The organism is Giesbergeria sp. (assembly GCF_028686475.1).
Classification (GTDB): Bacteria; Pseudomonadota; Gammaproteobacteria; order Burkholderiales; family Burkholderiaceae_C; genus Simplicispira.
The window spans coordinates 124516-147719 of record NZ_JAQUCA010000001.1; the positions used below are offsets into that span (position 1 = coordinate 124516).

At 57.4% G+C, this 23204-nt stretch carries 24 protein-coding genes; 7 read left to right on the forward strand and 17 right to left on the reverse strand.

Features of this window, described 5'->3' with window-relative positions; genetic code table 11:
- Window positions 1-41 precede the first annotated feature (41 nt).
- From hemW to PHX60_RS00545, 4 genes are read right to left on the reverse strand one after another with little or no spacing between them, the layout of a single operon-like run.
- Window positions 42-1292, reverse strand: coding sequence for a radical SAM family heme chaperone HemW (gene hemW / locus PHX60_RS00530; protein ID WP_300073106.1), 1251 nt, complete (start codon window positions 1290-1292; stop codon window positions 42-44).
- A 3-nt stretch (window positions 1293-1295) separates the two neighbouring features.
- Window positions 1296-1895, reverse strand: coding sequence for an RdgB/HAM1 family non-canonical purine NTP pyrophosphatase (gene rdgB, locus PHX60_RS00535; protein ID WP_300073109.1), 600 nt, complete (start codon window positions 1893-1895; stop codon window positions 1296-1298).
- A gap of 23 nt (window positions 1896-1918) precedes the next feature.
- On the reverse strand, window positions 1919-2830 hold the full coding sequence (locus tag PHX60_RS00540) for a PP2C family serine/threonine-protein phosphatase (protein WP_300073112.1): 912 nt from the start codon (window positions 2828-2830) through the stop codon (window positions 1919-1921).
- Entirely contained in the window at window positions 2827-3846 is a 1020-nt protein-coding gene (locus PHX60_RS00545; RefSeq protein ID WP_300073115.1) for a serine/threonine-protein kinase, read from the reverse strand. Before PHX60_RS00545 ends, PHX60_RS00540 begins: the two co-directional genes overlap by 4 nt.
- Window positions 3847-3923: 77 nt before the next feature.
- Here PHX60_RS00545 and PHX60_RS00550 point away from each other — a divergent pair, with 77 nt between their 5' ends.
- From PHX60_RS00550 to rpoZ, 3 genes are read left to right on the forward strand one after another with little or no spacing between them, the layout of a single operon-like run.
- The gene (locus PHX60_RS00550) at window positions 3924-4844 is read left to right on the forward strand and encodes a YicC/YloC family endoribonuclease (RefSeq protein ID WP_300073118.1); all 921 of its coding nucleotides are present in this window, start codon (window positions 3924-3926) and stop codon (window positions 4842-4844) included.
- Between the two features lie 18 nt (window positions 4845-4862).
- The gene (gene gmk, locus PHX60_RS00555) at window positions 4863-5483 is read left to right on the forward strand and encodes a guanylate kinase (RefSeq protein ID WP_300073122.1); all 621 of its coding nucleotides are present in this window, start codon (window positions 4863-4865) and stop codon (window positions 5481-5483) included.
- A gap of 33 nt (window positions 5484-5516) precedes the next feature.
- Complete coding sequence (rpoZ, locus tag PHX60_RS00560) at window positions 5517-5720, forward strand: DNA-directed RNA polymerase subunit omega (protein ID WP_300073125.1); 204 nt, start codon at window positions 5517-5519, stop codon at window positions 5718-5720.
- Here the strand turns inward: rpoZ and PHX60_RS00565 are convergent.
- A complete protein-coding gene (locus tag PHX60_RS00565; protein ID WP_300073127.1) occupies window positions 5713-6951 on the reverse strand; it encodes a multifunctional CCA addition/repair protein in 1239 nt (412 codons plus the stop codon). The genes rpoZ and PHX60_RS00565 overlap by 8 nt on opposite strands.
- An 83-nt stretch (window positions 6952-7034) precedes the next feature.
- On the opposite strand from PHX60_RS00565, the gene PHX60_RS00570 reads away from it, so the two are divergent.
- Window positions 7035-8249, forward strand: a complete 1215-nt coding sequence (locus PHX60_RS00570) for a hypothetical protein (RefSeq protein ID WP_300073130.1) — start codon at window positions 7035-7037, stop codon at window positions 8247-8249.
- A 6-nt stretch (window positions 8250-8255) separates the two neighbouring features.
- Here PHX60_RS00570 and PHX60_RS00575 read toward each other — a convergent pair whose 3' ends face one another.
- Window positions 8256-8828 carry a 5-formyltetrahydrofolate cyclo-ligase gene (locus tag PHX60_RS00575; protein ID WP_300073134.1) on the reverse strand — a complete coding sequence of 191 codons (573 nt, stop codon included), beginning with the start codon at window positions 8826-8828 and terminating at the stop codon, window positions 8256-8258.
- Between the two features lie 17 nt (window positions 8829-8845).
- Here PHX60_RS00575 and PHX60_RS00580 point away from each other — a divergent pair, with 17 nt between their 5' ends.
- Complete coding sequence (locus tag PHX60_RS00580) at window positions 8846-10897, forward strand: lytic transglycosylase domain-containing protein (RefSeq protein ID WP_300073137.1); 2052 nt, start codon at window positions 8846-8848, stop codon at window positions 10895-10897.
- Window positions 10898-10914: 17 nt separating this feature from the next.
- Here the strand turns inward: PHX60_RS00580 and PHX60_RS00585 are convergent, their stop codons facing one another.
- From PHX60_RS00585 to PHX60_RS00615, 7 genes are all read right to left on the reverse strand, one after another.
- Window positions 10915-12009 carry a chemotaxis response regulator protein-glutamate methylesterase gene (locus PHX60_RS00585; RefSeq protein ID WP_300073140.1) on the reverse strand — a complete coding sequence of 365 codons (1095 nt, stop codon included), beginning with the start codon at window positions 12007-12009 and terminating at the stop codon, window positions 10915-10917.
- 18 nt (window positions 12010-12027) lie between these two features.
- Window positions 12028-12732, reverse strand: coding sequence for a chemoreceptor glutamine deamidase CheD (cheD, locus tag PHX60_RS00590; protein ID WP_300073143.1), 705 nt, complete (start codon window positions 12730-12732; stop codon window positions 12028-12030).
- Between the two features lie 16 nt (window positions 12733-12748).
- Window positions 12749-13651, reverse strand: coding sequence for a CheR family methyltransferase (locus PHX60_RS00595; RefSeq protein ID WP_300073146.1), 903 nt, complete (start codon window positions 13649-13651; stop codon window positions 12749-12751).
- Window positions 13652-13730: 79 nt separating this feature from the next.
- Window positions 13731-14219, reverse strand: a complete 489-nt coding sequence (locus PHX60_RS00600; RefSeq protein WP_300073149.1) for a chemotaxis protein CheW — start codon at window positions 14217-14219, stop codon at window positions 13731-13733.
- A gap of 63 nt (window positions 14220-14282) precedes the next feature.
- Entirely contained in the window at window positions 14283-16400 is a 2118-nt protein-coding gene (locus PHX60_RS00605) for a chemotaxis protein CheW (RefSeq protein ID WP_300073152.1), read from the reverse strand.
- Window positions 16401-16439: 39 nt separating this feature from the next.
- Window positions 16440-16802: a response regulator gene (locus PHX60_RS00610; RefSeq protein WP_300073154.1), complete on the reverse strand. Its 363-nt coding sequence runs from the start codon at window positions 16800-16802 to the stop codon at window positions 16440-16442.
- Between the two features lie 72 nt (window positions 16803-16874).
- Window positions 16875-17321: a hypothetical protein gene (locus PHX60_RS00615; RefSeq protein ID WP_300073158.1), complete on the reverse strand. Its 447-nt coding sequence runs from the start codon at window positions 17319-17321 to the stop codon at window positions 16875-16877.
- A gap of 117 nt (window positions 17322-17438) precedes the next feature.
- Here PHX60_RS00615 and PHX60_RS00620 point away from each other — a divergent pair, with 117 nt between their 5' ends.
- Window positions 17439-18590, forward strand: a complete 1152-nt coding sequence (locus PHX60_RS00620; protein ID WP_300073161.1) for an ATP-binding protein — start codon at window positions 17439-17441, stop codon at window positions 18588-18590.
- Entirely contained in the window at window positions 18568-19197 is a 630-nt protein-coding gene (locus PHX60_RS00625; protein ID WP_300073164.1) for a response regulator transcription factor, read from the forward strand. Before PHX60_RS00620 ends, PHX60_RS00625 begins: the two co-directional genes overlap by 23 nt.
- Before the next feature lie 38 nt (window positions 19198-19235).
- On the opposite strand, the gene PHX60_RS00630 is transcribed toward PHX60_RS00625, so the two are convergent.
- The 4 genes from PHX60_RS00630 to sucC all read right to left on the reverse strand — a co-directional run bounded on the left by PHX60_RS00630 (window position 19236) and on the right by sucC (window position 23121).
- Window positions 19236-19949, reverse strand: a complete 714-nt coding sequence (locus PHX60_RS00630) for an FHA domain-containing protein (RefSeq protein ID WP_300073167.1) — start codon at window positions 19947-19949, stop codon at window positions 19236-19238.
- Window positions 19950-20040: 91 nt separating this feature from the next.
- A complete protein-coding gene (locus PHX60_RS00635; RefSeq protein WP_300073170.1) occupies window positions 20041-20832 on the reverse strand; it encodes a Stp1/IreP family PP2C-type Ser/Thr phosphatase in 792 nt (263 codons plus the stop codon).
- 213 nt (window positions 20833-21045) lie between these two features.
- Window positions 21046-21942: a succinate--CoA ligase subunit alpha gene (gene sucD, locus PHX60_RS00640; RefSeq protein WP_300073174.1), complete on the reverse strand. Its 897-nt coding sequence runs from the start codon at window positions 21940-21942 to the stop codon at window positions 21046-21048.
- Window positions 21943-21960: 18 nt separating this feature from the next.
- Window positions 21961-23121 (reverse strand): ADP-forming succinate--CoA ligase subunit beta, encoded by a 1161-nt coding sequence (gene sucC, locus PHX60_RS00645; protein WP_300073177.1) that lies wholly within the window; start codon window positions 23119-23121, stop codon window positions 21961-21963.
- Window positions 23122-23204: the final 83 nt, after the last annotated feature.

Below are 23204 nucleotides of genomic sequence, written 5' to 3' on the forward strand. Positions count from 1 at the left end.
GTGGCGTGGGGCCAATTCTATCGCTTAGGGCCACCGAGAGTTTAGGCGGCTTGGTGCAGAAACAGGGCTTGCAAATCGCTTAAAAAATCAAAGCCGCGCTCGGTGGGGCGCACGCGCAACAAATCGCGCTCAATCAGGCCCTTGCTTTCTGCTTGCGCTAGGCCACGGGCAATGGCGGTCAGGGGCAGGCCAGTGCGCTCGATAAAATCTTGCAACGCAAAGCCTTCGCGCAGGCGCAGGGCGTTGAGCATGTATTCAAACGGCAAGTCGGCGCGGCGCACTTCGTCGTCTTGGGTGATGGCTTGGCCCGCCAAAGCCTGCTGCATATACAGCTGTGGCTCCCGAAAGCGCACTTGGCGCACGATGCGGTGGGCAAAACTCAGTTTGCTGTGGGCACCGGCACCAATGCCCAAATAATCGCCAAACTGCCAATAGTTGGTGTTGTGAAAACAGGCATGGTCGGCGCGTGCATAGGCGGACACCTCGTAGCGCTGCAAGCCGTTTTGCCCGGTCAGTTCGGTGATGCGGTCGAGCATGGCATAGGCATCGTCGTCTTCGGGCAGCGTGGGCGGGTGCTTGGCAAACCAAGTGTTCGGCTCAATGGTTAGGTGGTAGATGGACAGGTGCGGCGGTGCCAGCGCCAGCGCGGTGTTTACATCTTCGTCCAACTCGGCCATGCTTTGCCCCGGCAGGGCATACATCACATCGAGGTTAAAGGTGTCAAAGGCTTGTGCGGCTTCTTCTACTGCTGCCAAGGCTTGGGCGCGGTTGTGGACTCGGCCCAAAGCTTGCAGATGGCGGTCGTTAAAACTTTGCACCCCTATGGATAAGCGCGTGACCCCAGCGGCACGAAAGGCGCGGAAACGGTCTCTCTCAAAAGTGCCGGGGTTGGCCTCTAGGGTGATTTCGCAGCCCGGCTCTAGCCGCAGGCGGGCGCGGATAGCGCCCAATAAGTGGTCAATCGCCTCTGGCGAGAACAAACTGGGGGTGCCACCGCCGATAAAAATGCTGTGGACTTGTCGCCCCCAAATCAGCGGCAAAGCCGCTTCTAAGTCGGCCATCAGGGCCGCTATATAACGCTGCTCGGGTAGCGCGCCTTGGCCCTGCGCCCAAGCGTGCGAGTTGAAATCGCAGTAGGGGCATTTTTTCAGGCACCACGGCAGATGCACATAGAGTGACAAGGGCGGCAAGCTGCTCAGTTGCAGCAAGCCGGGGCGCATGTAATGCTGAATATCGCGCTGCACCGCCGCTTCAGCGGGCGCGGCTGAAGCCACAGGAATTACGACCGCCATCGCTTACAACCAGCGCTCGCGCAGCAAAGCCAGCATCTGCTGGGTGGCACGGCCCCGGTGGCTGTGGGCATTTTTGACCTCTAGCGGCAATTCGGCAAAGGTTTTGCCAAATTCTGGCAGGTACATCACCGGGTCAAAACCAAAACCATTGCTGCCTTGCGCTTGCTGGGTGATTTGGCCGACTACGCGGCCCACGGCAATCAAAGGCTCAGGGTCTTGCGGGCTACGCACCGCCACCAGCGTGCTGACCATCGCGGCGCGGCGGTTGGCTTGTCCTTGCAGTTGCTCCAGCAGGGCGCGTACATTGTTGGCATCGCTTTTGTCGTAGCCAAATTGGGTACAGTAGTGGGCGGTATCCACCCCCGGCAGGCCGCCAAAGGCATCCACGCACAAACCCGCATCATCGGCCAGCGCGGGCAAGCCGGTATGGGCCGCCGCAAAACGGGCTTTGGCCAGTGCATTTTCGACAAAGGTGCAATGAGGCTCCTCGGCTTCACCCACACCCAAATCGGCTTGGCGCAGCAGCTCTACCCCCAGCGGGGCCAACATGGCTTGCAATTCGGCCAGTTTGCCTTGGTTATTTGAGGCCAGAACAATTTTCATAAAACAACAAAAAAGATAAAAAACTACGCCTTGCGCGCTGCCGAGCGCCGAATGGCCTCGTTGATTTCGGCGATGGAGCGCTCAATCGCTTCTTCGTCCAAATCATCCACGGTACTCTCAAAATTATTGAACGGGCCAGCTTGGATGGTCGAGGCAAACATATCATCGCCAATGCTATCGGTAGAGATGCCTTGGGTGGATTGGAAGCTATCCGGCGTTTCCCACTCCATCGCGACCACCGTCACGTTGTCGCTGCTGGCACCGGCTTTACGCAGAGCAGCTTCTACCAAATCGGGCACAGCCTGCGATACCGGCGCACTGCCCAATTGGCGCGTAATCTCGGCATCTTCGATGCTGCCCCAGAGGCCATCAGAACACAACAAAAGGCGGTCGCCTTGTTCTAGGGGCACTGGGCCAGTCATGTCATAAATCGGCTTGGTGGGAGAGCCTAAACAGGTAAACAGCACGTTGCGGTTAAAGCGCTCGCCCGCAGAGGGGGGCGCGCGGCCCAGTTCAGAAAAAGAATGGTCGCGGGTGCGTGTCAGCAACTCGCGCGCGCGCACCATGTACAGGCGCGAATCGCCACAGTGAATCCAAGTAGCGCCACCGTTTTGCAGCACCGCCGCCACCAAAGTGGTGCGCGGCGAATCCAGCATCGCCTTGTCGCTGGCATACCGCAAAATTTGGTGGTGCGCCGCCAAAAGGGCCGAAGTCAGGAACAGCTGCGGGTCGGGCACGGTAGGCTTGGCTTGGGCTTGAAACTGGGCTGACACGGTTTGCAAGGCAATTTGTGCCGCCACTTCGCCTTCGGGGTGCCCGCCCATGCCATCGGCCAGCACAAACAAGCTGGCCTCGCGCGTGTAGCAATAGCCCATGCGGTCTTCGTTTTTTTCGCGACCACCGCGTCGGCTGATTTGAAAAACAGAAAACTTCATGAGGGCTTGGCTCCAATGCCGGTGGGTGCAGCCGCAATTTTTTGTACGTTTTTGCGCGTATCCGACACCAAAGAATCAATCTGCATCCGCATTTTTTCGGCCACTGTCAGCTTGGTGTAGCGGCGCTCGCCCTCGCGGCTGAGTTCTTTTTGCAAGGCAAACACCGATTGCGGGCGCGACAACGGGTCTAGCGCCATGCACCACTCCACCACCTCAATCAGGTTGTCGGAATAGACACCGCGCAGTTTGCCCAGCGCCAGCGTCAGGCGGTCTTTGTCTTGGCGTTGCGGCGCTTCGGTGGGCGGAAAACCCTGCATACAGGCGTACATGCAGGCCCCAATGGCGTAAATATCCGTCCACGGCCCCATCGACGAATCGCGCCGGTACATCTCGGGGGCGGCAAAGCCGGGCGTGTACATGGGGCGGATAAAGTTGCCTTCTTTGGATAACACCTCGCGCGCGGCACCAAAATCAATCAGCACGGCGCGGTTATCGTCGGTGACGAAAATGTTGGCGGGCTTGATGTCCAAGTGCAGCATTTTGTGCTGGTGCACGATACGCAGGCCGCGCAAAATTTCGTCAAACAAGGAGCGGATGGTGGACTCGCGAAACACCTTTTCGCGCTTGAGGTCGCGCGCCGTGACAATGAAATCCTGCAAGGATGCGCCTTCCAGGTAGTTCATCACCATATAGACGGTCTCGTTCTCCCGGAAGAAATTGAGCACACTCACCACCGACGGGTGCGAGATTTGCGCCAGTGCGCGCCCCTCTTCAAAAAAGCTTTTCAGCCCCAAACGGTAGAGCGAGAGCTTTTCGGGCGGAACCTTGGGCGTAAGCTCGCCCGGTGCGCGTGCGGCCAGAGACGAGGGCAGGTACTCTTTGATAGCCACCTTTTGCCCATCGCCATCAATGGCTAGATAGACCACCCCAAAGCCACCGGCGGCCAAACGGCGTATCACACGGTAGCCACCCAAGGGGGTATCGGGCGATAAGGGCGCTGGTTTGATTTTGGACATATTTTTTGCAGAAAACGGGCCAGTCTGTACATAAGCCGGATAATCCCGTGCATTGCAAGCAACCCACCAAAAGCCTGATGCCAGTTTATAGCATGACCGGATACGCCAGCGCACAGCTGGGTTCCCCCCAAGGCCACAGCGCCACCGAGTCGGTAGCAGCAACGCCCAGCCGCCGCTTGGGTTTAGAAGTTCGCTCAGTCAACAGCCGTTTTCTCGATTTATCCTTGCGCCTGCCCGACGAGCTGCGCGCCCTAGAGCCGGTGCTACGCACCTTGGTCACGCAAAAAATCAAGCGTGGCAAGGTCGAAGTGCGGGCATGGCTAGAGCAAACCGACACCGCTGCCCTGCCCGATGTAAACCCCCGGCTGTTACAGCGTTTGGGCAGTTTGCAAGATGCCGTGCAGTCTTGGATGCCACAAGCGCGCGCCTTGTCGGTGGCCGAAGTCTTGCGCTTTTCTACCGGCCCCAGCGCTGCCCCAGAGGACTGGAGCGGCCCCATCACCACGCTGGCCCAACAAGCCTTGGCCGCCCTGCTGCAAGCACGCGCCCAAGAGGGTGCCCGTTTGGCCACCATGCTGCACGAGCGGGTAGGACAACTGCGCGCACTGGCCTTGCAAGCCGTGCCCTTGGTGCCGCGCTTGGTAGAGCAACAACGCCAGCGTTTTATGGAACGCTGGAAAGAAGCAATGGGCTTGGCCGAAGGCAGCGCCACCCCCGAGGCCGCCCAAGACCGCGCTCTGTCCGAAGCCACCGCCTTTGCCATTCGGATTGACGTGGCCGAAGAAGTCACGCGGCTGCAATCGCACCTGGACGAAATTGAACGCCTGTTGCAACAAGGCGGCGACATCGGCAAACGGCTAGACTTTTTGATACAAGAGTTACACCGTGAAGCCAATACGTTTGGCTCCAAATCCGCCGCGCTAGAGCTAACGCGCATCAGTGTCGATATGAAGGTGCTGATTGAGCAAATGCGCGAGCAGGTACAAAACATCGAATAACCGCACCCCCTTCTGTTTATGGATTACCCCGGAAACCTGTTTGTGATTGCCGCCCCCAGTGGGGCAGGCAAATCGAGTTTGGTCAAAGCCCTGCTGGCCCAAGATGGGCAATTGCGCCTGTCGATTTCGCACACCACACGCGCCCCACGCGGCCAAGAGCAGCATGGGCGCGAATACTTTTTTGCCTCGCCCGCCGAGTTTGATACCTTGGTGGCACAAGATGCCTTTGTCGAGTGGGCGCATGTGCATGGGCAGCGCTACGGCACCTCTAAGCAAGGCATTGAGGCGCGCATGGCCCAAGGCAGCGATGTGCTGCTAGAAATTGACTACCAAGGTGCGCTGCAAGTGCGCCAAACGTTCCCCAATGCGGTGCTGATTTTTATCCTGCCTCCCAGCTGGGAGGCTTTGCGCGCCCGCCTGCAAGGCCGGGGCGAAGACAGCCCCGAAGTCATGGCCCTGCGGATGCACAACGCCCGCACAGAAATGGCCCAAGCCCCACAATTTGACTTCGTTATAATCAACGATTCTTTTGACCGGGCAGTGCAAGACCTTAGCACCATCGTCCATGCCCAGCGCCTGCGCTACGCCGCGCAACGACGCGCCCAAGCCGCCACCTTCGCGGCACTCGACATCCTCTAAAGCATTCATCCCCCCTTTTCCCCCGGAGAAATCATGGCCCGCATCACCGTAGAAGATTGCCTAGAGAAAATCCCCAACCGCTTCCAACTGGTGTTGGCGGCCACCTACCGCGCCCGTATGCTCAGCCAAGGCCATGCGCCGCGCATTGACAGCAAAAACAAGCCCGGCGTTACCGCCCTGCGTGAGATTGCCGCTGGCAAGGTAGGGCTAGAAATGCTAAAGAAAGTGCCTAACTGAATTGCTGGCCAGAGATAGCCTGCACCCGTGCGGCATGAATTGCTGCACCCACCGCTTGGCCCTGCTGGCCGCGTGCCGCTGCCAAAGCAGCGACCTCTGCGGTGGGCACTGATAACGCCGCTTGCAGCACGGCATGGAGCCGCTGGCGTTGCGGGTAGGCGGTTTCGGTAAACCCCAAACGGCCACGGGCATCGCATTCGCAGGCTTGCAAAATTTCATCGAAGCGGGCTGGTTTGCGGATAGCATCACAGCGCTCTAGCAAGCGCAGCAGGGCAGCAGCAGCCAAATTTTCACTGCGATGGATGTTGCCATGCTCGCGCGCCACCACGTCGGCCAGCTCTTTGCAGTCGGTGGGCACGCGCAAACGCTGGCACAAGCCTTTGAGCAATTGGGCGCTGCGCTGCTCATGGCCGATATGGCGCGGCAGCATATCGGCGGGTGTCGTGCCTTTGCCCACATCGTGCGTTAGGCAGGCAAAGCGCACCGCCAACGGCGCTTGCAGGCGCGCTGCCATGTCCAGCACCATCATCAAATGCACGCCGGTATCCACCTCGGGGTGGTATTCGGCCCGTTGCGGCACGCCCCACAGACAATCTACCTCGGGCAATACCACACGCAGCGCGCCACACTGGCGCAACACCTCGAACATGCGCGACGGCTGTGGCTCCATCAGCCCCCGGCTGATTTCTTGCCAGACACGCTCGGCCACCAAATGGTCGGCTTCGCCATGTTCTACCATCGAGCGCATCAGCGCCAGCGTCTCTGGCGCTACCGAAAAATCGGTAAAGCGGGCCGCAAAACGGGCCACGCGCAAAATACGCACCGGGTCATCGTGGAAGGCATCGGTCACATGGCGCAACACCTTGTCGCGCAGGTCTTGCACGCCACCATAGGGGTCTATGAGGCTTTCCGGGGTGATGGGGTCTGTGAGCGAGGCAATCGCATTGATGGTCAAATCGCGCCGCGACAGGTCTTCTTCTAAGGTCACATCCGGCGAGGTTTGCACCACAAAGCCCCGATAACCGCGCCCACTTTTGCGCTCGGTGCGCGCTAGGGCGTATTCTTCGCGCGTGTGCGGGTGCAAAAACACCGGAAAATCCCGCCCCACCGCCAAAAAGCCTTGGGCGACCATTTGCGCGGGCGTAGCCCCCACCACCACCCAATCGTGGTCATTGACCGGGCGGCCCAACAGGCGGTCACGCACTGCGCCGCCGACCATGTAAATTTTCATGCCCGCAAGTGTAGAGCGTCCCCTGTCGCCATGCACCGTCGCACAGGCTTTATATTGGCAGATAAATTTTAAATGGCACTGATATGGCAAAAACAAAAAAATCTTCTGCACAAGCGACTTTAATCCCTGAAGCTCCCGCAGCACCCAACGAGGGCCTGACCCAGCTCAAGGTGCAAAAAGCTGGCGCGCACCAGCTCACCCCCGCACAGAAACGCTTTAACAAGCTGCTGGCACAGGTGGAAAAATTCAACCAGCAAGTGCAGCACATCGAGCGCTTAGAGCTAGAGGTACGCACGCCGCATTTAACGCGCATGGCGGCACTGCACCAGCAGGCCGACCAAGCCCAATCAGAAATGTTATTTTTTCTGCACGAGCGCTTGCAACACAAGGGCCTGACCGCCACGCAACAAGCCACCGCGCGCGAGATTGTCAGCAGCTTGGTAGAAACCTTAGGCCGGGACAAGGAAGACCCAGAGTGGGAACAGCTGCGCGCCGAGTACCTGTCAGTGCCACCAGAAGATGCCGAATCCTTGGACGACATCAAGCGGGCGATGCTCAAAGACTTGGAAGACACCTTGGGCACCAAGCTGGATATGGGTGATGCAACCCAGTTTGCAACCCCAGAAGAAATGCTGGCCGCCGCCATGCACCACCTCCAAGAACGCCACCAAGCCGAGCAAGCTGAACAAGCGGCACAAAAGGCCCAGCAGCCCCTGTCCGACAAGCAACGCAAAGTGCAAGTGCAGGAACAAGATGCCAAAACGGCCCTGCGTACCATTTACCGCCAACTGGCCAGCGCCCTGCACCCCGACCGCGAAACCGACCCGACCGAACACGCCCGCAAAAGCGCGCTGATGAGCCAAGCCAACACCGCCTACGAGCGCGGCGACCTGAGTACCTTGCTGCGCTTGCAGCTGCAAGAGCAACAGCTAGACCCGGCCAGCATTGCCAAAATGGCCGATGAGCGCCTCGCGGCGCTGTCTTTGCTGCTCCAAAACCAGATAGCCACGCTACAACAAGAGGTTTTTCAGGCCGAAATGCGCCTGAGCCACGAACTGGATGTGCCTGTGCGTGCCACCATCAAAGCGCCACAGTTAAACCGGCTGCTGCGCGAGGAAGAGCAAGAGTTCGCCGCACTGGTCAAAACCCTGCAACAGGACTTAAAACGGGTGCGCCACGACGATGCCGGACTCAAACGCTGGCTACGCGAGCAAGCCACGCTGAACCAACAACAAGCGCAGTTCGAAGCGGAAATGGCCAAGCTGCATAAGCAGCAGTTTGGTGCCCATTTTGAATAAAACCTCTTACACCGGCCAAACCACGCCATTGTCGTTCAGGATGGCATCCAATGGCAGGTCGTGTGCCTCTGGCTCAAAATCATCGACATAAGCATGGGTATAGCCCAAGCCTACCGTAGTCGGGCGTGGCTGCAAGGTGGCCAGCGTGCGGTCGTAAAAGCCGCCGCCATAGCCCAATCGGTAGCCACCGGGGCCATAGCCCACGCAGGGCACGAACAGCAGCGTGGGCACAATCAACTCGGTGTCCTTGGGCTTGGGAATGCCGTAGGCATCTTCTTCCATCGGACAGCCGGGGTACCAGGCATGGAAGGTCAGGGTTTTGTGTTCCTTGTTGATGACGGGCAGGCCAATGCGGCGGCGCTGGGGCTGCTCTAGCAGCTCGCCATCTTCTTTCCAGCGGTGCAGTGCTGGCAGCGGGTCAAACTCGCCCTTGATGGGCCAATAGGCTCCAATCACCGTATCGGGCTGCTCTAGCAACCAAATACGCATCACCTGCTGGAGCTGGTCGGCACGTTGTAGGCGATTGGGTAGATTCAGGCGCTCGGCAATTAGAGCGCGACGCAGGGCTACTTTGTCCATCAGCAGATAATTCCTCTATGCAATTGCCCAAGATTTTGACACCCTTCGCTGCCAGCGCCCTGTTGGCCTGTACCACACCGCTGGCCAGCACCCCCACCGACGCTGGCCCCATCCGTGTTGCCAGTGCCTTGAACAGCATCGAGCAGCCTAGCACAAGCAGCGCCAGCGGCGACGAAGTTTTGCGCCAGATGCAGCAAGCCTTTCGCAAAAATGAGCGCAAAAAATTAACCCAGCTGCTGCCCGCCACACGCGGCCATATCCTAGAGCCTTGGGCGGCCTATTGGGAGCTGCGCGCCCGCTTGGACGAAGCCAGCACCGAAGAAATTACCGCCTTTTTGCAACGCTGGGCGGGCACCTACCAAGAAGACCGCTTACGCAACGACTGGCTGCTGCTGCTGGGCCAACGGCGCGACTGGACGCGTTTTGCCCAAGAGCATCCCCATTACCGCATGTCCGATGACCGCGAAGTGCGTTGCTACGCCTTGACGGTAGATTTACTGCGTGCCAGCCAAGCACCGGCAGCCATTGCCGCAGAAGTGCGCCAACATTGGCACAACGCCCGCGATGCCGATGACGGCTGCACCTACGCCGCCAGCGAGTTGTTTGCCGCGCGCCAATTGCCCGCCTTGGATGTCTGGCGCGAAGCACGCCTGAGCATGGATGCCAACCGCCTGCGTGCGGTACGCAATGCCGTCCTTATCGTGGCCCCCGAAGCCGTCGGCCAGCTCAACGCCCTGTACGACAAACCAGCCCAATTCCTGCAAAGCCGTGCCACCGCTGCGGGCCGCCTGCGCCAAGAGCTGGTGGTGCTGGCGCTGATTCGCTTGGCCGCCAGCAACCCCGACAGCGCTGCCGAACAACTAGAAAACAAATGGAGCGTCCACCTCAGTGCCGAGGAGCGCCATTGGGTTTGGGGCGTGATTGGCAAGCAAGCCGCTTTTCGGCTTTCACCCCAAGCGCCAAGCTACTTTGACAAAGTGGGCCGCCACCAAGACCTGAACGACGATTTACTGGCTTGGAAAGCGCGCACCGCCCTGCGTGCTGGCCAATGGAAAGCTGTGCGCCACGCCATCGAGGCCATGAGCGCCGAAGCACGCCAAGACAGCACCTGGGTTTATTGGCAAGCCCGCGCCCTGCTGGCAGGCAAACCCACCGAGGCCGAACGCAGCCAAGCGCGCAGCCTGTTAGAGAGCATCGCCAGCACGCGCGGCTTTTATGAGCAACTGGCCAGCGAAGACTTGGGCCGCCCCATTAGCGTGCCGCCCGCCCCCCAAGCACCCACGCCCGAAGAAAAAGCCGCTGCCCGTGCCAACCCCGGCTTGCAACGCGCCCTGTACGCCATCCAAATCGGCCTGCGCCCCGAAGGCACGCGCGAGTGGAACTACAGCACCAACCTGCACCAACCCGGCGGCATGAGCGACCGCCAATTGCTGGCCGCTGCCGATTTAGCCTGCCAACGCCAAGTGTGGGACCGCTGCATCAACACCAGCGAGCGCACACGCAGTTTTATGGATTACAGCCAGCGCTACCCGATGCCCTTCCAAAGCAGCGTGATAGCCCGTAGCCAAGGCATTGGCCTAGACCCGGCTTATGTCTATGGATTGATTCGGCAAGAAAGCCGCTTTATCATGGATGCGCGCTCGGGCGTGGGTGCCTCAGGGCTGATGCAAGTCATGCCCGCCACGGCACGCTGGACGGCCAAAAAAATCGGCCTAGAAGGCTTCACGCCCGAGCAAATCAACGACCGCGACACCAACATCACCATCGGCACCGCCTACCTCAAATTAGCGCTGGACGATTTTGCTGGCTCGATGCCGCTGGCAGCTGCGGCCTACAACGCCGGGCCGGGTCGGCCGCGCAGTTGGCGCAACGGCCCGGTATTGGATGCCGCCATCTGGGCCGAAAACGTCCCCTTCACCGAAACCCGCGACTACGTGAAGAAAGTATTGGCCAACACCACCAACTACGCCGCCCTGATTACCGGCCAGCCGCAATCACTCAAGAGCCGCTTGGGCACCGTGGGGCCACGCGAAAGCGCCACCCCTGCGCCCAATAAGGACCTGCCTTAAATGGCGGCTTAAATACCTTAAATGCGGTGGTGCGCCCGGTCTGTGCTACCGCGCAAACGTGTAATCAATGCGGGCGCAATTTGGTTCAGGGGCAAGACCTCGTCCGCTGCCCCCTTGGCAATCGCCTCGCGCGGCATACCAAACACAATGCAGCTGGCTTCGTCTTGCACATAGTTATAGCTGCCCGCATCGCGCATCTCGCGCATCGCGCTGGCCCCATCGGCCCCCATACCCGTCAGCATAATGCCAAAAGCATTGCGTCCCACCACGGCTGCCGCAGACTTAAATAAAACCTCCACCGAGGGTTTATGCCGATTTACCGGTGGGCCATCATCGACCACCGCCACATAATTGGCCCCACTGCGCTGAATAGAAAACTGCTTGCCGCCCGGTGCAATATACGCATGGCCGGGCAAAATACGCTCGCCATGCACCGCCTCTTTTACGGTAATTTGGCACAAACCATTCAAGCGCGCGGCAAAACTGGTGGTAAAACCGGGTGGCATATGCTGGGTAATCACAATCGCCGGACAATCTGCGGGCAATTGCACCAAAATTTCTTTAATTGCCTCGGTGCCGCCAGTCGAGGCACCAATAAAAATGAGTTTCTCGGTCGATAAGCGCCCCAATAAACTGGTAGCAGCAGCTGGAGCTGGGGCAGCACCCGCTTTACTGGAAGCACTGACCGGGCGCTGCATACGATGCACATGGGCCACTGCCGCTACACGGATTTTATCTACAATCTGACCGGCCAAATCCTGCAAACCACTGGCCAGCCCGACACGGGGTTTGGCGACAAAATCAACCGCGCCCAACTCTAGCGCCTTCATGGTTACTTCGGCACCGCGTTCGGTCAGGGTAGAAACCATCACCACCGGCATCGGGCGCAAACGCATCAAACGCCCCAGAAAATCAATACCATCCATGCGTGGCATTTCGACATCCAGCGTAATCACGTCAGGATTCATTTCTCGAATCATTTCACGGGCAATCAGGGGGTCATGGGCCGTGCCAATACATTCCATGTCATGTTGGCGATTGATAATTTCTGCCAGCAAACTACGCACCAACGCAGAATCATCGACCACAATCACCCGAATCTTTTTGCTCATCAGCCAGCTTTCTTATTTTCAAAATAAATCAACAGAGCCACCCGCCGTTTTTTTGACCACCGTAGCCACATTGCCACGTTTTTCTTGCGCCAAAATATCTGGATGGGCATGGGCCAAGCGCTTGACCATCGCTTTACCCGTCACAGGAAAAAAAACCACTTTACGCGGATAAATATCCAATACGTCTTCAGAAACAATCGGAATGCGCTCGGTGCGTAAATAATTAATGACAAATTGGGTATTGCGTTCACCCACATTCATGGTAGTGAAATTACGCATCACTTGGCCGCCACCAAAAATTTTGGCCTGCATGGTTTCACGCCTTGCTCCCATTTTTTGCATCTCATTGATCAGCAATTCCATCGCATAAGAGCCATAGCGCCCCGAAACATCAGCGGCATCGCCCTCGGGCAGCATAAAATGGTTCATGCCACCCACTTGCATTCGGCTATCCCACAAACAGGCCGCAATGCAAGAGCCTAGCACCGTCATGATGATAATTTTTTTATCCGAAACAAAATATTCACCGGGCAAGACCTTCACCGCATTGTGCTGAAAATGCTGGTCAAAGAAAAAGAAGTTGGCCTGCCCCGGTCGGCGCGCTTGCAGTTTCAGGGCCTCTAAAGACACTTCGCGCCCCGTATCATGCGCCGCGAACACCCCTGCGGCTGAGGTTCTGGCCACCACAGAAGCAGGGTAAGGGCTAGAAGAGAAAGTAGCCATGCATTAATCTATTTTATCAGCGGCGCTCGTACACCGTTTTACCTCGCAAGGTAAATAAATCGCGTGATTCGCTAAAATTCTCTGCGTGCCCCACAAACAATAAACCACCCGGCTTGAGTACCCTATAGATGCGTTCTAACACGCTGCGTTGGGTACTGGCATCAAAATAAATCATGACATTGCGGCAAAAAACGGCATCAAACGATTCACGGAACGGCCAATCATCGCGTATCAGATTGACAATCATAAATTCTATCATTTGGCGTAATTCTGGTTTGGCACGCAACAAACCGGCATTGCTGGATTTTCCACGCAAAAAGAAGCGCTGCAAATGCTCTTGGCGCAAGCCTTTGGTGGCTTCCATGCGGTAAATTCCTTGGCCAGCAGTCGCCAATACGCGCGAGTCAATATCGCTGGCCGTGAGCTTAAAATTGGCCCGCTGGCCCAAAGTTTCTAGGGCGGTAATAACGATAGAATAGGGTTCTTCGCCGGTAGAAGCCGCACTACACCAAACCCGCCACGGGTGTCCAGCGGGTTTAGAACGCAAATATTCCGCCAGAATCTCAAAATGGTGCTGCTCCCGAAAGAAAGCCGTTAAATTGGTGGTCAGGGCATTGATAAACTCTTGCCACTCTGCCCCATCGTGTTTTTCTAGCCAATCAAGGTATTCTTTGAAGCTGGTATGTCCGGTTTCGCGCAAGCGCCGCGATAAACGGCTGTACACCATCGCGTGCTTGCCGTCGTGCAAACTAATACCAGCACGCTGGTAAATCAGGGCCTGCACGCGTGAAAAATCCGCATTCGACCAAGCAAATTCACGCCCTTGTTCTAAAGGCCCAGTCGTGTCTAGCGTGGCCGATAAATAGGCATCGCCAGCGGCCACAGGGTTAGAGGCAGAAGATGGTTTGGTGTGGCGCATAGAATATCAAGAGAAAATCATTTTATTTTTCAAGGCCACACCCTCTGCACCCGCCAGTCTGGCAAAAAAATCCACTGAATTAATCACCCATAGAAACCAAACCCATGTCGGTACTGGACATCAATTTTTCAATATCCAGCAAAATGAGCATACGGTCACCCACGGAACCCAATCCTAAAATGCAGCTATTGTCAATCACGCTGTCAATATCAGGGGCGGGGCGAATGCTTTCGGACGATAATTCCATCACATCACTGACCGAGTCCACCACAATACCCACCACCCGATGGCGTAGATTAAGAATAATCACCACGGTAAAGGTATTGTATTCTGCCTGCGAGCAATTAAACTTGAGCCGCATATCCACAATGGGAACAATGGTGCCGCGCAAGTTTACTACGCCTTTGATAAAATCGGGGGCATTGGCAATGCGCGTGGGGGCTTCGTAGCCGCGTATTTCTTGCACCTTCAAAATATCAATACCGTACTCTTCTTGGTCTAACCGAAATGTGAGATATTCACGCGCCCCAGACAGCTTACCTTCCGCCGATTTCCCCATTACGCTCATGGTCAATTTCCTTTTATGACATACTAAACTGGCACGCGGCAATAACGCGCACCTGTGTATTAATCAATAGCGCGCCCGGCGAACCAGACCACCAATATCTAAAATCAGGGCTACTTTGCCATCGCCTAAAATGGTGGCTCCAGACACATTGGGCACCTTGCGATAATTGCTTTCGAGGTTTTTGACCACCACTTGGTGCTGCCCCAACAATTCATCTACCAACAAAGCCACACGCGAACCATCGGCTTCTACCACCACCATAATGGTGCTGGTTTTCTCTTGGTTATCGCGCGGCACTTGGAAGGTGCGCTCCAGGGCTATGACGGGCATGTATTCGTCACGCACTTTGACCAGTTGTGCGCCTTGGGCTACGGTACTGACATCATCGCGGTTGACTTGAAAAGATTCGACCACCGAAGACAAAGGCAGAATATAAACCTCATCGCCTACCCCTACCGACATACCATCCATAATGGCCAGCGTGAGCGGTAGGCGCACCGACACTTTCATGCCTTGGCCTTCAAAGGATTCAATTTCTACCGTACCATTGAGTTCGGCAATATTGCGCTTGACCACGTCTAAGCCCACGCCACGGCCTGAAATATCGGTAATTACGTCAGCGGTAGAGAAACCGGGGGCAAAAATCAACATCCAGACTTCTTCGTCGGGCATGTTGTCATTGACATCCAAGCCGCGCTCGTGCGCTTTGCTCAAAATCTTTTCACGCGATAGGCCCTTGCCATCGTCGCGCACTTCAATCACGATAGAGCCGCCTTGGTGCGATGCCGACAAAACGATGGTGCCGTTTTCGGGCTTGCCCTTGGCCAAACGCTCGGCGGGCATTTCAATGCCGTGGTCACAGCTGTTGCGTACCAAGTGGGTGAGCGGGTCAGTGATTTTCTCTACCAGCCCTTTGTCCAATTCGGTGGCTTCGCCGTGCGTGACAAAATCGACCTTCTTGCCCAGCTTTTGCGCCAAATCGCGCAACATGCGTGGAAAGCGGCTAAACACCACCGACATCGGAATCATGCGAATCGACATCACCGACTCTTGCAAGTCGCGCGTGTTGCGGTCCAAATCGGCCAAACCGGCCAGCAGTTGCTGGTACAGCGCGGCATCCAAGCCCCGGCTGTTTTGCGCCAACATGGCTTGGGTAATCACCAGTTCGCCCACCAAGTTGATGAGCTGGTCCACCTTGTTGACCGCCACGCGGATGGTAGTGGACTCCATCTGCGCTTGGCTGCTGATTCTGGGGGCGCTGCTGGCAGCAACTGGCGCGGGTGCTGGTACAGGGGCGGCCACCGGCGCAGGGGCGGGCACAGGGGCCGCAACGGGTGCAGGCGCGGGTGCTGGGGCAGCGGCTGATTCGGTAAATAAACCATAGGGGTTTTCTGCACCAGCAGCGGGGCTGGGTGCAGTATCTGCCGAAGTGGCTCCAGCGGGCTGTATTTGCACCTGCTCTTTCGAGACATGGAAGGCAAATAAATCGAGCAAATCATCGTTGGTGGACGATGTTTCTACCGCAAATAAACGGGTATCCGATTGATTGCAGGGCAAATCGCTGATGGTGCCCAAGCCCGGAATATCGCGGAACAGCTCTTTGACCGCATCGGCCTGCTCGACCACCGCCAGCGGGCCAATGCGAATTTCTAGGCGGCGCACACCGGGCGGCAAAGGCTCGGCAGCTACCGCCGCAGGTGCTGGGGCAGGTGCCGCTGGAGGAGGCGGCGGTGGTGGCACGGGTGCTGCGGGTGCCACGCCCGAGACCAACTGGCGAATGCGCGCTACCAAATCGGAGGTAGATAATGCCTCGCCTTGGCCACCCGCTTGGTGCCGTGCCAACAGACTGCGCGAGGCATCGGCAGACTCTAGCAGCACGTCAATCATGGGCGGGATGAGTTGCAACTCGTGCCGACGCAGCTTATCGAGCAGCGATTCCATCTGGTGCGTCAGTTCGGCCACATCGGCAAAACCAAAAGTGGCTGCACCGCCCTTGATGGAGTGCGCGCAACGGAAGATACCATTCAGGTCTTCATCACTGACGGCGGCGATGTCTAGCGCCAGCAGGATGCGCTCCATCAAGTCGAGGTTCTCGCCGGCTTCCTCGAAAAAGATTTGGTAAAACTGGGTAAGGTCAAAATCTGCCCCTGACCCTGTGCCTTCTTGATAACTTTCACCCATGCGGGGCTCCTGTGTACGTGCGGTAGCGGTGCATCACGATTAACGAATGACTTTGCGGATCACTTCAATGAGCCGGTTGGGGTCAAAGGGCTTGACCAGCCAGCCCGTGGCCCCAGCACTGCGCCCGGCTTGCTTCATCTGGTCACTCGATTCCGTCGTCAAAATTAAAATGGGCGTGGTTTTGAACTGGGGTAGTTCGCGCAATTTGCGTGTCAAGCCCAAACCATCGAGGCGGGGCATATTCTGGTCCGCCAAGACCAAAGCGATGTCTTGCTCTTGGGCTTTTTCGTAGGCATCTTGGCCGTCCACCGCCTCTACTACATGGTAGCCCGCCCCAGTCAGGGTGAAAGCCACCATTTTTCGCATAGATGGCGAGTCATCAACGGCCAGAATCGATTGCATGTAAAGCTCCCACAGTATTTCAGAATGTTCGTGAATAGATTGAATCGCTTAGATTGTGCCGTTCAAAAGCGCTTAAAACAGCTCTACTGAACCAGCATCCATCTCGCTTTGCGTAACGGGGTTAGGGCGTTCAGGCTCTAGCCCAGCAAACGAGGCGGCTTCTTCGCCTTCCTCATCGCCCATCGTCTCGGCAGCCAGCCGAAACGCGCAGGCTTGCAGCACCTTGGTGGTGTGCCCAATCAGTTGCGAGGCCATGTCCTGAAACTGTAACTCAGTCACAGCCCGGCGCAAGGCAGTACGCGCTTGCGTTACCTCTTCGGACTCGCCCAAGGCGGGGTCATTGAGGGCATCATTGGCTTGGCTAAAATTTTCGAGCAGCTTGTCTGCCGCATGGCTGAGCAAGCCCTCTAGGCGGTGCAAATCGTGCATTACCACCATCAGGGAGTCTTGCAGATCGGCAGCCACCATCACAGGCACTTGCACGCCAGGCACTCCGGTTTTTGTGAGGGTCGATTGCATGATTTCTCCGTGGCGGCCTTGGATGGTTGTATTGCACCTGCGCTGCACTATCCTATAGTGGTATGACACCTGTTTATCACTATTGCAGCACACTTTTGGCTGTTTAAATTGCGTCCTATGATAGCGTTACCTACGGCCAACCACGATGGCGAGCCACAAGCCCTGTGCATTTTGCACCTAGAAGACTCTCTGGCCGACCACCGTTTAGCGCTCCTGACACTGCGCCGCGCCGGCTTGGTGTTTACCATGCACCATGCCGATTCGCTAGAGGGGTTTGCCGCACTCATGGCCACAATACCCGCAGTGGATGTGATTTTGGCCGATTACCAACTGCCCGGTTTTACCGCGATGGACGCTTGGCAATGGTTACAGCAGCAAGCCCAGCAACCGCCGTTTATTTTGCTCTCGGGGGCAATTGGCGAGACCGCAGCGGTGGACGCTATCCGTTTGGGCGTGGCCGACTACGTACTCAAAGACGACATGGCGCGCCTGCCCCATGTGATGCAGCGGGCTTGCGAGGTGCATGAATCGCGGCGCTTGCGCGAACAGGCGGTGCAAGAGTTGGCCGCCTCCCAAAAACGCTTGGCTGAATTGACCGAGCATTTGCAAAGCTCGATTGAGCAAGAGCGCGCTGCCATTTCCCGAGAAATTCACGATGACATTGGTGGAGCCTTAACCGCCATCCGCTTTGATTTGGCCTGGATAGGCCGCCACAGCAGCCAAGACGGTGTGCGCGAACACGCCCAAGCGGCCACCAGCATGTTGCAACATGCCATTGGGGCCAGCCAACGCATCATGATGAACCTGCGCCCGCCCATTTTGGACCAAGGCTTGGTCGCTGCGGTGCAGTGGCTGGCCGAAGATTTTGAGCGCCGCACCAATGTGCCGGTGCGTATGTTGGCCAGCGCCCCCAGCATCGTGTTAAGCGATGCGGTGCAATTGGTAGCCTACCGCACCGCCCAAGAAGCCCTGACCAATATCTCCAAATACGCGGCCCCCACCCAAGTACGCATTGATCTGTCAGACTCCGAGGGTATGCTGACCTTAGAAGTCAGTGACAACGGCAAGGGTTTCAACCCGCAAACCCTCGAAAAGCCCAAGGCTTTTGGCCTGAGGGGTTTACAAGAACGGGCCAAAATGGTCGATGGCTGGCTAGACATCAGCAGCCGCCCCGGACAAGGCACCTCGCTGATTTTGTCGGTGCCGCTGGCACTCCCAATTCCCCCTGCACAGGAGACAAGCAAAGATGATCCATGTGGTACTGTGTGATGACCATGCCGTGGTGCGCCGTGGTATTCGCGATACCTTGGCCGAAGCCGCAGACATCCAAATTAGCGGCGAAGCTGGCAGTTACCCCGAGTTGCGCGAAGTGCTGCGCGCCACCCCTTGTGATGTGCTGCTGCTAGACATGAACCTACCGGGGCGCAGTGGGCTAGAGGTACTCAGCAGCCTGAAAGAAACCGACTCGCACATCAAGGTGCTGGTGGTATCCATGTACCCCGAAGACCAGTATGCCGTGCGCTGCCTGCGTGCCGGTGCCCAAGGTTACGCCAACAAGGCCGCAGACCCGATGGCGCTGATTGATGCGGTACGCACTATTTTTCAGGGGCGCAAATACCTCACGCCCGAAGTGGCGCAAATGCTGGCCGAGAGCGTCTCGGAGCGCACGCCCGAGGCACCCCACACTGCCCTGTCAGAGCGCGAATTGCAAACCATGCTCAAAATTGCCAGCGGCAAACGCTTGTCAGAAATTGCCGAAGAACTCACGTTAAGCCCTAAAACCGTGAGCGTCTATCGCTCCAGAGTATTAGAAAAGCTAGGACTCTCCAACAATGCCGAACTGACGGTGTATGCCATCCGCAACCAGCTGGTTTAGGGCCGAAGGCGGCTGTATGGCATAGCGCTAGGCTAAGGCTAATGCTGCACAAATTGCATCTCGGTGCCTGCCAACTCTAGCAGGTCGCCGTGGTGCAAAGGTACTGGGTCGGTGCCAATATGCGCCCCATTGTGCATGGGGGTGTCAGGGCCTTCTACATGCGCCAGCACATAGCCATGTTGGCGCCGGGTAATAGAAGCTACGGCAAAACCGGGCTTGCCGATGGTGGTGACCACTTTGGTCAGTGGCACTTCGCGCCCTACGGCAGCACCCGATAGCACCCGAATACAGGCATTGCTCAAATCAGGGCCGGTAGGGGCATGGTAGCCACTATGACCGGCCACAGGGGAGGGCGCATGGGTGGCGGCGGATGAGGTACTAGGCGGACGGGCCGTGCGTGCGGGCAAGGCCGGGGGCACCATGCCGGGCTTGAAGACCATCGTTTTGGCGTAATCTTCGGCCTCGTTTTCGTCTAGAAAACGAATTTTGTATTTGCCCAACTCAATCACGTCGCCACCGTGCAGCCATTGGCGCTGCACCGCCTTGCCATTGACAAAGGTGCCGTTGGTGCTGTCCAGGTCTTCTACCTCGACTCCACTGGGGTGCATGTGCAACACGGCATGTTCGCCACTGATGGCCAAATTATCAATCACAATGTCATTGTAGGGGCGGCGTCCCAGTGCAGTACGATCTTTGGTCAGCTGCAATTCTTTAATGACTACGCCGTCGATCGAGACGATCAGTTTGGGCATGGCCTGTTCCTGCGGTTGGTAATGGATGGTTGTAGGTTAATTGAGAAAAATGTCACGTCTTTGGGCGGACGGCGCACGGTTCTAATCTGCATCAGCTGCCTAGCAAACGAGAGACCAAGCTGCGCTTGCGCTGGGCGGTCGGGCCATCGGCATACACCAAGGCCACCGTGATATTGTCACGGCCACCGTGGGCGTTGGCGGTATCGACCAACTCTTGGGCCTTGGCTTCTAGCGTGGTTTCGGTGCTGAGCAGATTCAACAAGTCTTGCTCACTGACCATCTCGCTCAGACCATCTGAACACAGAAGGTACAGGTCTTGTGCTTCCACTACAAATTCATTGCTTTCTACCTGCACCAGCTCTTCTACGCCCAAAGCACGGGTAACTAGGTTGCGCTGCCCCGATTGTGCCGCCTGTTGGGGTGTAATCAAGCCCGCATCCATCTGCTCTTGCAGCCAAGAGTGGTCGCGCGTGAGTTGCAACAACTGGCCCGCGCGCAAACGGTAGCAGCGCGAATCGCCCACATGGGCCAGCATCAGTTTGTCCTCCCACCAGACCCCGGCCACCACAGTGGTGCCCATGCCCGAGTATTGCGGATTGGTATGCGCGGCATGAAAGATGGCTTGATTGGCGTTTTCGACGCAAGACTCAAAAACCAAACGCATCTGTGAACTGGGTGGAGGCTGGCGCGTTTGCGCCAGCCAACGGGCCATTTCGGTGCGAATCAACTCGGTGGCCATGTGGCTGGCCACCTCGCCAGCGTTGTAGCCGCCCATGCCATCGGCCAGCACGACGACTTGGGCTTGGTGGTCGATACTGACGGCATCTTCATTGTTGCTACGCACTCGACCTTGGTCGGTGCAGGCACTGAACGCATATTTCATCTTGTCTGCTGGTAGGGTATTGCCCAAGGTTCAGGCGAAGCCGAAGCGGTTGGTGTAAGAACACAAGGGGCTTAATGATAGTCCAAGCGGACCAGCATTTAAGCGCTCGAACCCGCAGAAACAACAAAGCGCCTGAGGCACGCAGACCGCAGGCGCTTGGAGGGTGCAGCCACCGGCACTAGGCTAGGCCGGTAGCTATCAACAGGGCGCAGCTTACTTCAGTTGTGCCTTGAGCAGTTTGCCCAGTTCAGAGGGGTTGCGGGTAATGACGAAGCCGCATTCTTCCATGATGGCCAGTTTGGCATCGGCGGTGTCGGCACCGCCAGAAATCAAAGCACCTGCATGGCCCATGCGCTTGCCGGGAGGTGCCGTCACGCCAGCGATAAAGCCAACGATAGGCTTTTTCATGTTGGCTTTGCACCAGCGGGCGGCTTCGGCCTCGTCGGGGCCACCAATTTCACCAATCATGATGACGGCATCGGTGTCGGGGTCGTCGTTGAAAGCCTGCATCACGTCGATGTGCTTGAGGCCGTTGATCGGGTCACCACCGATACCCACGGCGGTCGATTGGCCCAGACCGACTTCGGTCAGCATAGCCACGGCTTCATAGGTCAGGGTGCCGGAGCGCGACACCACACCAATGCGGCCCTTGCGGTGGATGTGACCGGGCATGATACCGATCTTGATTTCATCGGGGGTGATGATGCCGGGGCAGTTGGGGCCAAGCAGCAAGGTCTTCTTGCCACCAGCGGCTTCCTTGGCCTTCATCTTGTTGCGCACTTCCAGCATGTCCTTGACCGGAATGCCTTCGGTGATACAGATGGCCAAGTCCAAATCGGCCTCTACGGCTTCCCAGATGGCCGCCGCAGCACCCGCTGGGGGCACGTAAATCACCGACACGGTAGCGCCGGTTTGGGTAGCGGCTTCTTTGACCGAAGCGTAAATTGGGATGTTGAAGATGGACTCGCCAGCCTTCTTGGGATTCACACCGGCGACGAAGCAATTTTGGCCGTTGGCGTATTCTTGGCACTTTTCAGTGTGGAACTGGCCAGTCTTGCCCGTGATACCTTGGGTGATGACCTTGGTGTCTTTGTTGATATAGATCGACATATTGTTTCCTCTGCGGGCTTACTTAACGGCGGCCACGATGGCGGTTGCGGCTTCGGCCATGGTGTCGGCAGAAATGATAGGCAGACCCGAGTCGGCCAGCATCTTCTTGCCCAGCTCGTCGTTGGTGCCCTTCATGCGTACCACCAGTGGCACAGACAGGTTCACGGCCTTGCAAGCGCTAATCACGCCGCTGGCGATGGTGTCGCACTTCATGATGCCGCCGAAGATGTTGACCAAAATGCCCTTGACGTTTTCGTTCTTGAGCATGATTTTGAAGGCTTCGGTGACCTTCTCGGCGGTAGCGCCACCGCCCACGTCCAAAAAGTTGGCTGGCTCGCCGCCAAACAGCTTGATGGTGTCCATAGTGGCCATCGCCAAACCAGCGCCGTTGACCAAGCAGCCGATGTTGCCATCGAGGCTGATGTAGGCCAAATCGAACTTGGAGGCTTCGACTTCGGCTGGGTCTTCTTCGTCCAAATCGCGGAAGGCCACGATTTCGGGGTGGCGGAACAGCGCGTTGGCATCAAAGTTGAACTTAGCGTCCAAGGCGATGAGGTTGTTTTTGCTGTCGCGGTTGAGCGGGTTGATTTCGACCAAGGACGCATCGGTGTCCATGTAGCACTTGTAGAGCTTTTGGAAGATGTCAACTGCTTGGGCGGTGGATTCGGCGGGCAGGCCGATGCCGTTGGCAATCTTGGTGGCTTGCTCTTCGCCCAGACCGGTCAGCGGGTCAATGAACTCGGTGACGATTTTTTCGGGGGTGGAGTGGGCTACTTCCTCGATGTCCATGCCGCCTTCGCTGGAGGCGATGAACGCCAGCTTTTGCGTGGCGCGGTCGGTCACGATGGAAACGTAGTATTCCTTCTGGATGTCGGCACCGTCTTCGATGTAGAGGCGACGCACCTTTTGGCCTTCGGGGCCGGTTTGGTGGGTCTTGAGCTGCATACCCAAGATTTCGCCAGCAATGCGCTTGACATCATCAATGGTTTTGGCAACCTTAACGCCGCCACCCTTACCACGGCCACCGGCGTGGATTTGGGCCTTGACCACCCACACGGGGCCGCCCAATTTTTGTGCCGCTTCGACGGCCTCTTGTACGGTGAATGCAGGAATGCCACGGGGAACGGGCACACCAAATTGACGCAAGATTTCCTTGCCTTGGTATTCGTGAATCTTCATGAGGTCTCGTCTCTCTCAGGAAAGGGATTTCACCCGCTTGCCGGGCGGTATGTCTGGCGGCGGGCTGGGGACATTTCAATTGC

What these genes read in the sequence shown, in the direction of transcription:
- hemW (WP_300073106.1), bottom strand. Translation starts at nt 1,292, where the DNA reads ATGGCGGTCGTAATTCCTGTGGCTTCAGCCGCGCCCGCTGAAGCGGCG.
- rdgB (WP_300073109.1), bottom strand. Translation starts at nt 1,895, where the DNA reads ATGAAAATTGTTCTGGCCTCAAATAACCAAGGCAAACTGGCCGAATTG.
- PHX60_RS00540 (WP_300073112.1), bottom strand. Translation starts at nt 2,830, where the DNA reads ATGAAGTTTTCTGTTTTTCAAATCAGCCGACGCGGTGGTCGCGAAAAA.
- PHX60_RS00545 (WP_300073115.1), bottom strand. Translation starts at nt 3,846, where the DNA reads ATGTCCAAAATCAAACCAGCGCCCTTATCGCCCGATACCCCCTTGGGT.
- PHX60_RS00550 (WP_300073118.1), top strand. Translation starts at nt 3,924, where the DNA reads ATGCCAGTTTATAGCATGACCGGATACGCCAGCGCACAGCTGGGTTCC.
- gmk (WP_300073122.1), top strand. Translation starts at nt 4,863, where the DNA reads ATGGATTACCCCGGAAACCTGTTTGTGATTGCCGCCCCCAGTGGGGCA.
- rpoZ (WP_300073125.1), top strand. Translation starts at nt 5,517, where the DNA reads ATGGCCCGCATCACCGTAGAAGATTGCCTAGAGAAAATCCCCAACCGC.
- PHX60_RS00565 (WP_300073127.1), bottom strand. Translation starts at nt 6,951, where the DNA reads ATGAAAATTTACATGGTCGGCGGCGCAGTGCGTGACCGCCTGTTGGGC.
- PHX60_RS00570 (WP_300073130.1), top strand. Translation starts at nt 7,035, where the DNA reads ATGGCAAAAACAAAAAAATCTTCTGCACAAGCGACTTTAATCCCTGAA.
- PHX60_RS00575 (WP_300073134.1), bottom strand. Translation starts at nt 8,828, where the DNA reads ATGGACAAAGTAGCCCTGCGTCGCGCTCTAATTGCCGAGCGCCTGAAT.
- PHX60_RS00580 (WP_300073137.1), top strand. Translation starts at nt 8,846, where the DNA reads ATGCAATTGCCCAAGATTTTGACACCCTTCGCTGCCAGCGCCCTGTTG.
- PHX60_RS00585 (WP_300073140.1), bottom strand. Translation starts at nt 12,009, where the DNA reads ATGAGCAAAAAGATTCGGGTGATTGTGGTCGATGATTCTGCGTTGGTG.
- cheD (WP_300073143.1), bottom strand. Translation starts at nt 12,732, where the DNA reads ATGGCTACTTTCTCTTCTAGCCCTTACCCTGCTTCTGTGGTGGCCAGA.
- PHX60_RS00595 (WP_300073146.1), bottom strand. Translation starts at nt 13,651, where the DNA reads ATGCGCCACACCAAACCATCTTCTGCCTCTAACCCTGTGGCCGCTGGC.
- PHX60_RS00600 (WP_300073149.1), bottom strand. Translation starts at nt 14,219, where the DNA reads ATGAGCGTAATGGGGAAATCGGCGGAAGGTAAGCTGTCTGGGGCGCGT.
- PHX60_RS00605 (WP_300073152.1), bottom strand. Translation starts at nt 16,400, where the DNA reads ATGGGTGAAAGTTATCAAGAAGGCACAGGGTCAGGGGCAGATTTTGAC.
- PHX60_RS00610 (WP_300073154.1), bottom strand. Translation starts at nt 16,802, where the DNA reads ATGCAATCGATTCTGGCCGTTGATGACTCGCCATCTATGCGAAAAATG.
- PHX60_RS00615 (WP_300073158.1), bottom strand. Translation starts at nt 17,321, where the DNA reads ATGCAATCGACCCTCACAAAAACCGGAGTGCCTGGCGTGCAAGTGCCT.
- PHX60_RS00620 (WP_300073161.1), top strand. Translation starts at nt 17,439, where the DNA reads ATGATAGCGTTACCTACGGCCAACCACGATGGCGAGCCACAAGCCCTG.
- PHX60_RS00625 (WP_300073164.1), top strand. Translation starts at nt 18,568, where the DNA reads ATGATCCATGTGGTACTGTGTGATGACCATGCCGTGGTGCGCCGTGGT.
- PHX60_RS00630 (WP_300073167.1), bottom strand. Translation starts at nt 19,949, where the DNA reads ATGCCCAAACTGATCGTCTCGATCGACGGCGTAGTCATTAAAGAATTG.
- PHX60_RS00635 (WP_300073170.1), bottom strand. Translation starts at nt 20,832, where the DNA reads ATGAAATATGCGTTCAGTGCCTGCACCGACCAAGGTCGAGTGCGTAGC.
- sucD (WP_300073174.1), bottom strand. Translation starts at nt 21,942, where the DNA reads ATGTCGATCTATATCAACAAAGACACCAAGGTCATCACCCAAGGTATC.
- sucC (WP_300073177.1), bottom strand. Translation starts at nt 23,121, where the DNA reads ATGAAGATTCACGAATACCAAGGCAAGGAAATCTTGCGTCAATTTGGT.